The organism is Segatella copri, assembly GCF_009494835.1.
Classification (GTDB): domain Bacteria; phylum Bacteroidota; class Bacteroidia; order Bacteroidales; family Bacteroidaceae; genus Prevotella; species Prevotella copri_F.
Window position 1 is genome coordinate 1 of record NZ_VZBE01000001.1, and the last position, 13,586, is coordinate 13,586.

Below are 13,586 nucleotides of genomic sequence, written 5' to 3' on the forward strand. Positions count from 1 at the left end.
ATATATATTTAAATTATTATATATATATTTATATATAATAATTTACCTCTAAAGAAAGGAAAGGAGGGGTAGGCGCTGAAAACTGTCACAACTGTCACAACTGTCACACTGTAACGCTTTCTGGGTAAAAAGGAAGTAGTCAGAAGAAATGGCTTTTTTCATAGCATCTCATTGTTTTCTTGCTCAAAACACACAGAGAAACATTTTACAAAATATAGTTTTCTCCCCCGCAACTCTACGACTTTTTTTGTTTAACTACGAAAGCCGGAATGTTAAAATCGGTTTAACATAACTCTGCAGGGTGAAATTTGGCGGTTCGGAAATTTTGTAGTACTTTTGCACCGTATTCATTTTTTTCCATGAAGCGCAGACCTTGAGGCTGTAAAACACAGCCTCAAGGTATAAAACAAAAAAGCCCCCGATGCAGAAAAGCACCGGGAGCCTTCGTAAGCAAATTATTATTATCTTAAAAAGATCAACTGAATATGCAGCACATCACAGTACACACCATGACACACCGACAGAAAGGCCTAGATGAGGTTCATGCCCGCTTCCTCAGCCTCCTTGCGCATCTCCTCAGGCCAGATGCTAGCCTGGATCTCACCAATGTGAGCCTTATGAAGCAATACCATGCACAGACGGCTCTGGCCGATACCGCCACCAATGCTCAGAGGCAACTTGTCGTTCAGGAGCTGCTGATGGAAGTAAAGCTTCTCTCTATCCTCCTTGCCCTCCAGCTTAAGCTGACGCAGCAGACTCTCCTTGTCGACACGGATACCCATAGAACTGAGCTCGAAACTGCGACCCAGAACAGGATACCAGATGAGGATATCACCATTCAGTCCCATCTTGCCGTTCTCAGCCACGGTGCTCCAGTCATCATAGTCAGGAGCTCGGCCATCATGCTTCTTGCCATCGCTCAACTTGCCTCCGATGCCCTCTACAAATACAGCGCCATACTTCTTGCAGATAGCATCCTCACGCTCCTTAGGAGAAAGGTCTGGATACATATCGAGCAAATCCTGCGCATGAATGAAATGAATATCCTTAGGCAGGAAAGGCTTCAACTGAGGATAATGCTCGCAAGCCAGGAACTCGGTACGCAAGATGGCACCATAGATGCGGCGCACGATATTTTCGAGGAAGGCGATGGTACGGTCTTCCTTGGTAATCACAGCCTCCCAGTCCCACTGGTCAACATAGAGCGAATGAAGATTATCCAGCTCCTCGTCAGCACGGATGGCGTTCATATCTGTATATACGCCATAAGCAGGCTCAATCTCATACTCGGCAAGCGTCAGTCGCTTCCACTTGGCAAGAGAATGAACCACCTCAGCCTGGGCTTCGCCCAAATCCTTGATAGGGAAACTTACAGGGCGCTCTACGCCGTTCAGGTCATCATTGATACCAAGACCCTTCAATACGAAGAGCGGAGCGGTAACGCGACGCAGACGGAGCTCGGTGCTCAAGTTTTGCTGGAAGAATTCTTTTATCATTTTAATACCCATTTCGGTCTGGCGCATATCCAGCAGCGCCTTGTACCCTTCAGGTTTTATCAAATTGCTCATTTTTATTTCATATTTAGTATTTGCGCTGCAAAGGTACAAAATAATAATTAATCTGCAAGCATTTTTCCGTATTTTTTCGCAAAATGATAGCATTTTTAAGTTTTTTAGTAGCATTTTGTAGAATAATTTGCAAATACACATTATATATATGAAAAAATCTGCCCCAAATATTTGGTTATTTCAAATAAAAGCAGTAATTTTGCAGTCGACTTCCGTTTCGATGTCATACAACCGGAGAAACGGGCGGTAGGAGAAGGTCTCGTAGCTTAGCTGAATAGAGCGTCAGATTCCGGTTCTGAAGGTCGTGGGTTTGAATCCCACCGAGATCACCCGAAACAACAGAAATGATTAATAATTGAAAACATGGATTTAGTAGAACGATTTATAAACTATACGAAATTCGACACACAGTCGAGCGAAGAATCGACCAGCGTGCCTAGTACGGCAAAACAGCTCGAATTTGCCAAGTACCTGAAGAAGGAACTTGAGGACGAAGGACTGAGCGATGTCGAAATGGATGACATGGGCTATATCTATGCCACTCTGAAGAGCAATACCAAGAAAAAGACTCCTACCATCGGATTTATTTCACACATGGATACATCGCCTGATGCCAGCGGAAAGGATGTAAAGGCGCGCGTCATCAAGAACTATGACGGCAACGACATCGAGCTGAGCCCGGGCATCATCTCAAGCGTTGAGACTTTCCCAGAACTGAAGGCTCACAAGGGAGAGGATATCATCGTGACAGACGGTACTACCCTGCTGGGTGCTGACGACAAGGCGGGCATCGCTGAAATCGTACAGGCTATGTGCTATCTGCGCGACCACGACGAAATCAAGCACGGAGATATCCGCGTAGGTTTCAATCCTGACGAGGAAATCGGTATGGGTGCACATCATTTCGACGTAGAGAAGTTTGGCTGCGACTGGGCGTACACCGTAGATGGCGGCGACCTGGGCGACCTGGAATACGAGAACTTCAATGCTGCCGGAGCCAAGATCGTCATCAAGGGCGTGAGCGTTCATACAGGCTATGCCAAGGGCAAGATGGTGAATGCAAGCCGACTGGCTGTGGAATTCCAGAACATGATTCCTGAGAACGAGACTCCTGAGCAGACTGAAGGCTACCAGGGTTTCTACCACCTCATCGGCATCGAGAGCCGCTGCGAGGAGGCAAAACTCAGCTACATCATCCGAGATCACGACCGCAACAAGTTTGAAAGCCGCAAGGATTTCATCGAGGACTGCGTGAACAAGATGAACGAGAAGTATGGCGACGGAACCGTAAAGGCGGTTATCTACGACCAGTACTATAACATGAAGGAGAAGATTGATCCTAACATGCACGTCATCGACATCGTGCTCAGAGCGATGCAGGAGAGCGGTGTTCCACCTCGCGTAGAACCTATCCGCGGCGGTACAGACGGAGCCCAGCTGAGCTTCAAGGGTCTGCCTTGTCCTAACATCTTCGCCGGCGGTGTCAACTTCCACGGCCCTCATGAGTTTGTGAGCATCCAGGTAATGGAGAAGGTAGTGAAGACCATCGTGAAGATTGCGGAAATCACAGAAGAATTTAACGACTAATACAGATATGGGGAATTTAGACACATCTAAATTCCCCTTTTTCATAAACAGAAAAATATGGCTGAAATTCCATTCTTAGTAAAAGACCTCGCCCTCATCCTGATGGTAGCAGGCATCGTAACCCTCATCTTCAAGAGGCTCAAGCAGCCGCTGGTGCTGGGATACATCATGGCGGGATTCCTGGTTTCGCCACACATGTCCTACACCATGTCGGTAGTCGACGAGACGGACATCCAGACCTGGGCCGACATCGGTGTCATCTTCACCCTCTTCTCGCTCGGTCTTGACTTCTCGTTCAAGAAAATCGTGAAGATGGGTGCCTCTCCCATCATCGCCACCGTGGTCATCGTGTTCTGCATGATGATGCTGGGCATCAGCGTAGGCCACAGCTTCGGCTGGGGAAGGATGGACTGCATCTTCCTGGGCGGTATGCTCGCCATGAGCTCTACCACTATTATATATAAGGCATTCGATGATATGCGGCTGCGCACCCAGAAGTTTGCCTCGATGGTGATGAGCGTACTGATACTGGAAGATATCCTGGCTATCGTGATGATGGTGATGCTGTCGGCGATAGCGAGCGGAAGCAGTCCCGACGGCGGGCAGATGCTTGCCTCTATCGTGAAGATAGGCTTCTTCCTGGGCGTGTGGTTTATCGTGGGCATCTTCGCCATTCCGTGGTTCCTGCGTTCGGTGAGGAAACTTATCAATGCCGAAACCCTGCTCATCGTTTCGCTGGGTCTGTGCTGCGGCATGGCGGTACTGAGCACCAAGGTGGGTTTCAGCAGCGCCTTCGGAGCCTTCGTTATGGGCAGCATACTGGCAGAAACCATTGAGGCAGAGAAGATTATCAAACTCGTAGAACCGGTAAAGAATCTCTTCGGAGCCATCTTCTTCGTATCGGTAGGTATGCTGGTAGACCCGAAGATTCTGGTAGAATATGCCGTTCCTATCCTCGCCCTGGTGGGTACGATCCTGGTAGGTCAGGCGATATTCGGCACCTTCGGCTTCATGCTCGGAGGCGAGTCGCTGAAGTCGGCGATGCGCTGCGGTTTCTCGATGGCTCAGATTGGTGAGTTCTCTTTCATCATCGCCTCGCTGGGTCTGTCGCTCGGCGTCATCAGCAAGTTCCTCTATCCGGTAGTGGTAGCGGTGAGCGTCATCACCACCTTCCTTACACCTTATATGATTCGTCTTGCCACACCTACCTATCAGGTAATGGAGAAACATCTGCCCGACAAGCTCATCCATATTCTGAACCATTTCGCGATGAGTCATCCCCAGACGCAGCAGCAGAGCAAGTGGAAATCGCTGATCCGCCAGATGCTGGTCAACACCACCGCCTACTCTATCCTCTCGGCAGCCGTCATCGCCCTGATGTTCACCTTCGTGCTGCCACTGATGCGCAATCTGCTGCCAGGCTGGCATCTCCACTGGTATGCCAACGCTATCACCGGTCTGCTCACCGTCCTATTCATCTCACCGTTCCTGCGCGCCATCGTGATGAAGAAGAACCACAGTGCCGAGTGGAAACGCCTCTGGGTGGAGAGCAGCATCAACCGCGTGCCGTTGCTCTTTACGGTGTTCGTGCGCTTTATGATAGCACTGGCTTTCATCTTCTATATCATCAATTTCCTCTCGCGCTTTACCAATGCGCTGATTGTCTGCATCGGTGCAGCAGTAGTGATGCTGATGATAACCTCCCGCCGCATCAAGAAGCGTAGCATCGTGATGGAGCGCGTCTTCGTTCACAACCTTCGCTCGCGCGATATTGCGGCTCAGGTGAATGGCGAAAAGCGGCCGCTCTACGAGGGCAGACTGCTGGACCGGGATATCCACATCAGCGAATTTGAAGTGCCAGAGGACAGCAGTTGGACGGGCAAATCGCTGCGAGAACTGCATCTGCGCCAGCGGTTCGGTGTAGACCTGAGCAGCATTCACCGCGGCTCTCACCGGCTGAACATCCCGAACGGCGACATGATCATCTTCCCGGGCGACAAACTGCAGGTAATCGGCAACGACGACCAGCTGCAGAAATTCAACACCGCCCTGCAGAGCGACCTGCTGCCTGAGGAGGCTGAAATAGAAAAGCGCGAAATGAAACTGAGCCAGCTCATCATCTCTTCTTCCAGCGAATTCCTGGGCAAGACGCTCATCGAAAGCGGTATCAGAGACCGGTACAACTGCATGGTTGTAGGACTGGAAGAAGGTCGTGAGAATCTGACGCACGTATCCCCTACCCGAGTCTTCAAGAAGGGAGACATCATCTGGATAGTGGGTGAAGAAGCAGATTTGAAGAGAATTAAGAATTAACAGAAAACAAATAAGCCTTACTTGGCATCCGGAACCAGTTGGTCCGGTGTTCAAGTAAGGCTTATTTCGTTTTCATCTGAGAGAAGGAACTACTTCACGGTGATATGGAAGCACCCCTGATTCACCTCATATTTAATATAGCAGCGGTTCTTGTTGCGGAAATCGCGGAGCACCTCGGAAAACACCCATTTCAGGGTATCATTCTGCACCTGTCGGCGAGGCTGTTCACGGGTCTGAATCTGCTTGTAGCGGTTGTAGCAGATATCGAAGGTAGTACCATAAAGATGGCACGAATTCTCGGTAGCATTGCCGTTTCGGGTACGCAGTTTCGCCACATCATCCTTGGTACGCAGAATGCTCGTCACGATAATCTTATGCAGCGGAATGCCCTTGATCTGCAGCGAATCAAAATAGGCACGGCCGATATCCTGGAGCAGCACAGAGGCGCGAGGCACCAGGTAAGGAATGCTGTTGTTCAGCTTGTCGACATAAAAGAAAGGATTGCTGCCCACATACACCAGCTTGCCCTTGCTGTTCTCCGCCTCCAGACGGTTCTGTACCGGTTTCACACCATGCTTAGTCGCCGCCAGAATCTGCACATCCTGCTGGTCGGGGAAAGTATTGCCGAAATGAGGCACCGAGAAGATGCGATGCTTCACCTCCTTGCCATCCTTGTCGAAGAAGATAGAAGGCTTGCCGCCCTGTGCCGTATCAGGCATAACAGAGAGTTCATCCTTCTTCAGGTCCTCAGCCACATTCCCTTCAGCATCAGCCGATGCATCAGAAATTTCAGCAGAAGAAGCATCAGAAGCAGCCGAATCCTTCGCAGCCACGAGCGTAGAATCAGCCGCACCAGCAGCCGCAACCTTCGGTTTTGCTACTCCCGGGAAGATGACTCTCACCAGCGCCAAAAGCAAAACCACAATACCAAAACCCTGTAAATATCTGTTCTTACTAATCTTCATAATTATCTTATTTTCACGAAATAATATTCTATATTCTTCAGGCAAAACGGGAACCGCATCGCCAATTTTAGCTGCAAAGGTAACAAAATCTCTCGAAAAAATAGCTTTTTTAATATTTAAAGAATGTTTTATTCGCCGAAATTTGCTCATTTCATGGAAAAGTAGTAATTTTGCAGCGTTATATAACAAAATATTAGATAGGACAGTTTAAACTTTATAGAATTAAGACATTTTGATAGAGAAACATATTGTACTCGAAGATATCGATCCAGTGATGTTCTACGGTGTGAACAATGCCCACCTGCAGATGATTAAATCGCTGTATCCTAAGTTGCGTATCGTGGCACGCGACAACGTGATTCGTGTGCTCGGCGACGAAGAGGAAATGGCAAAGGTGGAAGAGGATATTGAGCAGATGCGCAAGCACTTGCTTAAATACAACATGCTCAATGATGAAGACATCCTGGACATCGTGAAAGGAAAACAGACCAAGGCGGACAGCGTGAAAGGCGTGCTGGTATACAGCATCAGTGGCCGACCTATCAAGAGCCGCAGCGAAAACCAGCAGCAGCTGATAGATGCTTACGAGAAGAACGACATGGTATTTGCCGTGGGACCAGCCGGTACCGGCAAGACCTATCTCAGCATCGCCCTTGCCGTAAAGGCCCTCAAGGAGAAAGCCATCAAGAAAATCATCCTCTCACGACCAGCCGTAGAAGCCGGCGAAAAACTCGGTTTCCTGCCTGGCGATATGAAAGACAAAATTGACCCATACCTCCAGCCGCTCTACGATGCGCTGGAAGACATGATACCTGCCGTAAAGCTGCAGGATATGATGGAAAAGCACATTATCCAGATTGCTCCGCTCGCCTTTATGCGCGGACGCACACTCAGCGATGCCGTCGTCATCCTCGACGAGGCGCAGAACACTACCTCCCAACAGATTCGCATGTTCCTTACCCGTATGGGCATGAACACCAAGATGATCATCACCGGCGACCTGACACAGATTGACCTGCCACGCGAACAGCGAAGCGGACTGAAAGAGGCGCTCAAGATTCTGGACGGCGTGGAAGGCATCGGAGTGGTGAAGCTGGGACAGAAGGATATCGTGCGCCACAAACTCGTAACCCGCATCGTCAACGCATACGACAAGTATGACAAGGAGAGAGCGGAAGCACGGGAAGCTCAGAAAGCAGAAAAAGATAATTCAAAATAATAAGAATTAAGAATGAACAGAATGATTACTCAAGGCATATCATAAAGTTCAAAGTTCAAAATTCAAAGTTCAAAGTAAAATGAAAGCATTAACAAAGACAGATTTCCATTTTGATGGACAGAAGAGTGTTTACCACGGTAAAGTACGTGATGTGTATGACATTAACGACGACCTCCTCGTGATGGTCGCTACCGACAGAATCTCAGCGTTCGACGTTGTTCTGCCTAAGGGTATCCCTTTCAAAGGACAGGTGCTCAATCAGATTGCAGCTAAGTTCCTGGACACGACTACAGACATCTGTCCAAACTGGAAGTTGGCTACTCCAGACCCAATGGTTACCGTAGGTTTGAAGTGCGAAGGTTTCCGCGTGGAGATGATCATCCGTTCTATCCTCACCGGTAGTGCATGGCGCGAGTATCAGAAGGGCTGCCGCGAGATCTGCGGTGTGAAGTTGCCAGACGGTATGCGCGAGAACCAGCGTTTCCCAGAGCCTATCATTACCCCTACTACAAAGGCTGACGAGGGTCACGACATGAATATCTCTAAGGAAGAGATCATCGCCCAGGGTATTGTTAGTGCAGAGGATTACGCTGTGATGGAAGACTACACACGCCGCATCTTCGCCCGCGGTCAGGAAATCGCTGCCAAGCAGGGCTTGATCCTCGTAGATACCAAGTACGAGTTCGGCAAGCGCGACGGCAAGGTTTATCTCATCGATGAGATCCACACTCCAGACTCTAGCCGCTACTTCTATGCTGACGGTTACGAGGAGAAGTTTGAGAAGGGTGAACCACAGCGCCAGCTCTCTAAGGAGTTCGTTCGCCAGTGGCTCATCGAGCACAACTTCATGAACGAGCCAGGCCAGACTATGCCAGAGATTACCGACGAGTATGCAGAGAGCGTATCCGACCGCTACATCGAGCTGTACGAGCACATCACCGGCGAGAAGTTTGACAAGGCTGCAGAGGAAGGCGACATCGCTGCCCGCATCGAGAAGAATGTAAGCGAGTGGCTTGCTGCACACAAGTAAACTATATATAAATGTATAAGCAAGAACAGATAAAGCCCTACGAGGGCACAGGAGACAAGGGCAAGCTGGTAGAGGAGATGTTCGACAACATCGCCCCTACCTACGATACCCTGAACCACCGTCTCTCGTGGGATATCGATAAGGGATGGCGCAAGAAGGCAATCAGGCGTCTTGCGCCCTTCTCTCCTAAAAAGATGCTCGACATCGCTACCGGTACCGGCGATTTCGCCATCCTAGCCGCACAGATGCTACATCCCGACCAGCTGATCGGAGCAGACATCTCGGAAGGCATGATGGAGATAGGCAGACAGAAGGTAAAGCAGCTAGGACTGGAAAACACCATCTCCTTTGCCAAGGAAGACTGCCTCAACCTCTCGTTCCAGGACGAGAGCTTCGACGCTGTAACCGCAGCCTTCGGTATCAGGAACTTCCAGAACCTGGATCAGGGACTGAAGGAAATGTGCCGGGTACTGAAAAAAGGCGGACATCTCTGCATCGTAGAACTCACCACGCCGGTCAGTTTCCCGATGAAGCAGCTGTTCAGCATCTACAGCAACACTGTCTTGCCGATGTATGGAAAACTCATCAGCAAAGACCAGAGCGCCTACAGCTATCTCAACAAGACCATCGAGGCATTCCCTCAGGGCGAGGTCATGATGGAGGTGTTCAAAAAGGCAGGATTCGCAAAGGCAGAGTTCAAGCGACTCACCTTCGGCATCTGCACACTCTATTTCGCAACCAAATAAAACAAAAATATTATGGACAAGTATGGACTCATAGGTTACCCTCTGGGGCATTCGTTCTCAAAAAACTATTTCAACGAAAAGTTTGAGAACGAGGGCATCGATGCCCAATACATCAACTTCGAGATACCTTCTATCGAAAATCTTACAGAGATTCTCGACTCAAATCCTGAGCTTAAGGGTCTCAACGTCACCATTCCTTACAAGGAGAAAGTGATCAGCTATCTCGACGTGGTAAGCCCTGAGGCGAATGCTATCGGAGCCGTCAACGTGATCAAGGTGGAGCACAGAGGCGAAGATGTTTATCTGAAAGGATATAACAGCGATGTAATCGGTTTTACCAAGAGCATCGAACCTTATATCGAGCCTTATCACAAGAAGGCTCTCATCCTGGGTACAGGCGGAGCTTCAAAGGCTATCAACTTCGGTCTGAAATCGCTCGGACTGGAGACGGTCTTCGTGAGTCGATACGAGCGTCCGGGTACTATCCAGTACGAAAAAATCACCCCTGAGGTTATCAAGGAGTATAACGTCATCGTAAACTGTACCCCAGTGGGCATGTACCCACACGTAGACGAGTGTCCTGCGCTGCCTTACGAGGCAATGGACAGCCACACCCTGCTCTACGACCTCATCTACAATCCCGACGAAACCCTCTTCATGAAGAAGGGCAAAGAACACGGAGCCACAGTAAAGAATGGCTTGGAAATGCTCTTGTTGCAAGCCTTTGCATCATGGGATTTCTGGCACCAGGAAAAATAAGCATATCATAAAGTTCAAAGAACAAAATTCAAAGTAAGAATATGAGTAACAATAGATATATGATGCGCGGTGTTAGCGCAGCAAAAGAAGATGTTCACAACGCTATCAAGAACATCGACAAGGGTATCTTCCCACAGGCTTTCTGCAAGATCATACCTGATATCTTGGGCGGCGACCCAGAGTATTGTAACATTATGCATGCCGACGGTGCAGGTACCAAGTCGAGCTTGGCCTACATGTACTGGAAGGAGACGGGCGACCTCTCTGTATGGAAAGGTATCGCTCAAGATGCTATCGTGATGAATACCGACGACCTGCTCTGCGTAGGCGCCGTAGACAACATCCTCGTAAGCTCTACCATCGGCCGCAACAAGATGCTCATCCCAGGCGAGGTAATCTCAGCTATCATCAACGGTACTGACGACCTGCTCCACGAGATGCGTGAGATGGGTATCGGCATCTATCCTACCGGCGGTGAGACTGCCGATGTAGGCGACCTGGTTCGTACTATCATCGTTGACTCTACCGTTACCTGCCGCATGAAGCGCAGCGACGTCATCAACAATGCCAACATCCGTCCAGGCGATGTCATCGTAGGTCTTTCTTCTACAGGTCAGGCTACTTACGAGAAGAAGTACAACGGCGGTATGGGCAGCAACGGTTTGACTTCTGCCCGCCACGATGTATTCGCCAAGTATCTCGCAGAGAACTATCCTGAGAGCTACGACCACGCCGTGCCAGAGGAGTTGGTTTACAGCGGTAAGTATAAGTTGACTGATGAGGTAGAGGGTTCACCTATCAATGCCGGAGAACTGGTACTCTCTCCTACCCGTACCTACGCTCCGGTCATCAAGAAGATTCTCGATGAGCTCCGCCCAGAGGTTCACGGTATGGTTCACTGCACCGGTGGTGCCCAGACCAAGGTTCTTCACTTCGTAGGCGAGAACTGCAAGGTAGTGAAGGACAACATGTTCCCAGTACCTCCACTCTTCAAGGCGATCCACGACTGTTCAGAGACCGACTGGAAGGAGATGTATCAGGTATTCAACATGGGTCACCGTATGGAGATCTACGTTCGTCCTGAGGTTGCCGAGAAGGTCATCGCCATCAGCAAGAGCTTCAACATCGATGCCCAGATTGTGGGTCACATCGAAGAAGGCAAGCGCAGCCTGACCATCAAGAGCGAATTCGGAACATTCGAATACTAAAAACAATGTTAGTGTCAACTCAACATTCAACACTCAACATTCAACATTAAAATCAATGGATAATAACAACATATTACAGAAGCTAGAAGGCTTAGAGAGCCGATACGAGGAAGTAAGCACCCTCATTACCGACCCAGATGTCATCGCCGACCAGCCACGCTACGTGAAGCTCACCAAGGAATGGAAAGACCTGGGTGACATCATGGACGCACGCAAGCGATACATCAACTGTCTGAACAGCATCAAGGAGGCAAAGGACATCCTTGCCAACGAGAGCGATCCGGAAATGAAGGAGATGGCTCGCGAAGAACTCAACGAGAACGAGGCGCTGCAGCCTAAACTCGAAGAAGAAATCAAGATTGCGCTGGTACCTAAGGACCCAGAAGACGCCAAGAACGTACAGATGGAAATCCGAGGCGGTGCCGGAGGCGACGAGGCTGCCCTCTTTGCAGGCGACCTATTTAATATGTATAAGAAATACTGCGAATCGAAGGGATGGACCGTCAGCGTGACTTCTGTTTCTGAAGGCGCAGTAGGTGGATACAAGGAAATCGACTTCGCTGTAAGCGGTACTGACGTTTACGGAACATTGAAGTACGAATCAGGTGTTCACCGTGTTCAGCGTGTGCCTGCTACTGAAACACAGGGCCGTATGCACACCTCAGCTGCTACCGTGGCCGTATTGCCAGAGGCAGACAAGTTTGAGGTGAACATCAACGAAGGTGACATCAAGTGGGATACCTTCCGAAGTTCAGGTGCCGGTGGTCAGAACGTGAACAAGGTGGAGTCTGGTGTACGTCTCCGCTACCCTTGGAAAAACCCTAACACAGGCGAGGTAGAGGAAATCCTCATCGAGTGTACCGAGACCCGCGACCAGCCAAAGAACAAGGAGCGTGCCCTGAGCCGCCTCTATACATTCATCCACGACCGTGAGCACCAGAAGTATGTTGACGATATCGCCAGCCGCCGCAAGAGCCTCGTTTCTACCGGCGACCGCAGTGCGAAGATCCGTACCTACAACTTCCCACAGGGTCGTGTTACCGACCACCGTATCGGTTACACCACTCACGATCTCAATGGTTTCCTGGCAGGTGATATTCAGGACATGATTGATGCCCTGACCGTAGCCGAGAACGCAGAGAAGCTGAAAGAAACAGAATTGTAAAACCCCGATTCATCGTTCCGTACTTCGGGGCGATGAATCATCATATCAATCCATTATGAACAGAAAAGAACTCGTAGAGCAGATTTTCGCCAAGAAGAGTTTCTTGTGCGTAGGTCTTGACACAGATATCAACAAGTTGCCTAAGTGCATCACCGAGAGTGAAGATATCCAGGGCGCAGAAGCCGAAATGATATTCAGATTCAACAAGGCTATCATCGACGCAACAGCCCCATACTGTGTGGCTTACAAGCCAAACCTGGCTTTCTATGAGAGCCGCGGCATCGATGGCATGATTGCCTTCGAAAACACCATCAAGTATCTCCACAGCCACTATCCAAACCACTTCATCATCGCAGATGCCAAGCGCGGCGATATCGGCAACACCAGCAAGATGTATGCCCAGACATTCTTCGAGGAGTACAATATCGACTCAGTAACCGTAGCTCCTTATATGGGTGAGGATTCAGTCAAGCCATTCCTCGAGTATGACGGCAAGTGGGTTATCCTCCTGGCACTGACCAGCAACAAGGGTAGCCACGACTTCCAGCTCACCGAGGATAAGGAGGGCGAGCGCCTCTTCGAGAAGGTTCTCAAGAAGAGCCAGGAATGGGGCAACGATGAGAACATGATGTATGTAGTAGGCGCTACACAGGGCAAGATGTTCGAAGACATCCGCAAGGTGGCTCCTAACCACTTTCTCCTCGTACCGGGCGTAGGTGCACAGGGTGGCAGCCTGCAGGAGGTTTGCAAGTATGGCATCATCAAGGACTGCGGCTTGCTCGTCAACTCTTCCCGCGGCATCATCTATGCCAGCAACGGCGATGACTTTGCTGAGGTAGCAGCTCAGAAAGCTAAGGAGTTGCAGGCAGAAATGGCAGCAGAACTTGCTAAGTTATAAAAACTCGATTTAGGCGCAAAGTATCTTGAAAAAGAGGCTTTGCGCCTAAAAAATACCTTTTTATGGGGCGAAAAAGCAAAATATTACAAAATAAAGTCGAGAATCTAAATCTTTTTTGCTATTTTTGC

Annotated in this window: 11 protein-coding genes and 1 tRNA gene; 10 read left to right on the plus strand and 2 right to left on the minus strand. The window is 49.5% G+C overall.

Annotation, left to right across the window (positions count from 1 at the left end; genetic code table 11):
- Nucleotides 1-530 precede the first annotated feature (530 nt).
- Nucleotides 531-1,568: an aspartate--ammonia ligase gene (gene asnA / locus F7D47_RS00005; protein WP_118078677.1), complete on the minus strand. Its 1,038-nt coding sequence runs from the start codon at nucleotides 1,566-1,568 to the stop codon at nucleotides 531-533.
- A gap of 255 nt (nucleotides 1,569-1,823) precedes the next feature.
- On the opposite strand from asnA, the gene F7D47_RS00010 reads away from it, so the two are divergent.
- The 3 genes from F7D47_RS00010 to F7D47_RS00020 all read left to right on the plus strand — a co-directional run bounded on the left by F7D47_RS00010 (nucleotide 1,824) and on the right by F7D47_RS00020 (nucleotide 5,468).
- Nucleotides 1,824-1,897, plus strand: a tRNA-Arg gene (locus tag F7D47_RS00010).
- A 34-nt stretch (nucleotides 1,898-1,931) separates the two neighbouring features.
- Nucleotides 1,932-3,155: a peptidase T gene (pepT, locus tag F7D47_RS00015; protein WP_153086377.1), complete on the plus strand. Its 1,224-nt coding sequence runs from the start codon at nucleotides 1,932-1,934 to the stop codon at nucleotides 3,153-3,155.
- A 57-nt stretch (nucleotides 3,156-3,212) separates the two neighbouring features.
- On the plus strand, nucleotides 3,213-5,468 hold the full coding sequence (locus F7D47_RS00020; RefSeq protein WP_153086378.1) for a cation:proton antiporter: 2,256 nt from the start codon (nucleotides 3,213-3,215) through the stop codon (nucleotides 5,466-5,468).
- 89 nt (nucleotides 5,469-5,557) lie between these two features.
- Here the strand turns inward: F7D47_RS00020 and F7D47_RS00025 are convergent, their stop codons facing one another.
- The gene (locus F7D47_RS00025) at nucleotides 5,558-6,433 is read right to left on the minus strand and encodes a DUF5715 family protein (protein ID WP_194252637.1); all 876 of its coding nucleotides are present in this window, start codon (nucleotides 6,431-6,433) and stop codon (nucleotides 5,558-5,560) included.
- Nucleotides 6,434-6,665: 232 nt separating this feature from the next.
- On the opposite strand from F7D47_RS00025, the gene F7D47_RS00030 reads away from it, so the two are divergent.
- The 7 genes from F7D47_RS00030 to pyrF all read left to right on the plus strand — a co-directional run bounded on the left by F7D47_RS00030 (nucleotide 6,666) and on the right by pyrF (nucleotide 13,458).
- Nucleotides 6,666-7,652: a PhoH family protein gene (locus tag F7D47_RS00030; protein ID WP_022120453.1), complete on the plus strand. Its 987-nt coding sequence runs from the start codon at nucleotides 6,666-6,668 to the stop codon at nucleotides 7,650-7,652.
- Between the two features lie 79 nt (nucleotides 7,653-7,731).
- Nucleotides 7,732-8,682 carry a phosphoribosylaminoimidazolesuccinocarboxamide synthase gene (locus F7D47_RS00035; protein ID WP_006847238.1) on the plus strand — a complete coding sequence of 317 codons (951 nt, stop codon included), beginning with the start codon at nucleotides 7,732-7,734 and terminating at the stop codon, nucleotides 8,680-8,682.
- An 11-nt stretch (nucleotides 8,683-8,693) separates the two neighbouring features.
- Nucleotides 8,694-9,428: a bifunctional demethylmenaquinone methyltransferase/2-methoxy-6-polyprenyl-1,4-benzoquinol methylase UbiE gene (gene ubiE, locus F7D47_RS00040; RefSeq protein WP_006847237.1), complete on the plus strand. Its 735-nt coding sequence runs from the start codon at nucleotides 8,694-8,696 to the stop codon at nucleotides 9,426-9,428.
- 12 nt (nucleotides 9,429-9,440) lie between these two features.
- Nucleotides 9,441-10,187: a shikimate dehydrogenase family protein gene (locus F7D47_RS00045; protein ID WP_153086380.1), complete on the plus strand. Its 747-nt coding sequence runs from the start codon at nucleotides 9,441-9,443 to the stop codon at nucleotides 10,185-10,187.
- A gap of 59 nt (nucleotides 10,188-10,246) precedes the next feature.
- On the plus strand, nucleotides 10,247-11,395 hold the full coding sequence (locus tag F7D47_RS00050; RefSeq protein WP_118078683.1) for an AIR synthase-related protein: 1,149 nt from the start codon (nucleotides 10,247-10,249) through the stop codon (nucleotides 11,393-11,395).
- Between the two features lie 55 nt (nucleotides 11,396-11,450).
- On the plus strand, nucleotides 11,451-12,560 hold the full coding sequence (gene prfA, locus F7D47_RS00055; RefSeq protein ID WP_006847233.1) for a peptide chain release factor 1: 1,110 nt from the start codon (nucleotides 11,451-11,453) through the stop codon (nucleotides 12,558-12,560).
- Between the two features lie 55 nt (nucleotides 12,561-12,615).
- On the plus strand, nucleotides 12,616-13,458 hold the full coding sequence (gene pyrF / locus F7D47_RS00060) for an orotidine-5'-phosphate decarboxylase (protein ID WP_153086381.1): 843 nt from the start codon (nucleotides 12,616-12,618) through the stop codon (nucleotides 13,456-13,458).
- The last annotated feature ends 128 nt before the right edge of the window (nucleotides 13,459-13,586 follow it).

Coding starts and splice junctions, on each gene's coding strand:
- asnA (WP_118078677.1), bottom strand. CDS start 1,568: ATGAGCAATTTGATAAAACCTGAAGGGTACAAGGCGCTGCTGGATATG.
- F7D47_RS00020 (WP_153086378.1), top strand. CDS start 3,213: ATGGCTGAAATTCCATTCTTAGTAAAAGACCTCGCCCTCATCCTGATG.
- F7D47_RS00035 (WP_006847238.1), top strand. CDS start 7,732: ATGAAAGCATTAACAAAGACAGATTTCCATTTTGATGGACAGAAGAGT.
- F7D47_RS00050 (WP_118078683.1), top strand. CDS start 10,247: ATGATGCGCGGTGTTAGCGCAGCAAAAGAAGATGTTCACAACGCTATC.
- pepT (WP_153086377.1), top strand. CDS start 1,932: ATGGATTTAGTAGAACGATTTATAAACTATACGAAATTCGACACACAG.
- prfA (WP_006847233.1), top strand. CDS start 11,451: ATGGATAATAACAACATATTACAGAAGCTAGAAGGCTTAGAGAGCCGA.
- F7D47_RS00045 (WP_153086380.1), top strand. CDS start 9,441: ATGGACAAGTATGGACTCATAGGTTACCCTCTGGGGCATTCGTTCTCA.
- F7D47_RS00025 (WP_194252637.1), bottom strand. CDS start 6,433: ATGAAGATTAGTAAGAACAGATATTTACAGGGTTTTGGTATTGTGGTT.
- ubiE (WP_006847237.1), top strand. CDS start 8,694: ATGTATAAGCAAGAACAGATAAAGCCCTACGAGGGCACAGGAGACAAG.
- pyrF (WP_153086381.1), top strand. CDS start 12,616: ATGAACAGAAAAGAACTCGTAGAGCAGATTTTCGCCAAGAAGAGTTTC.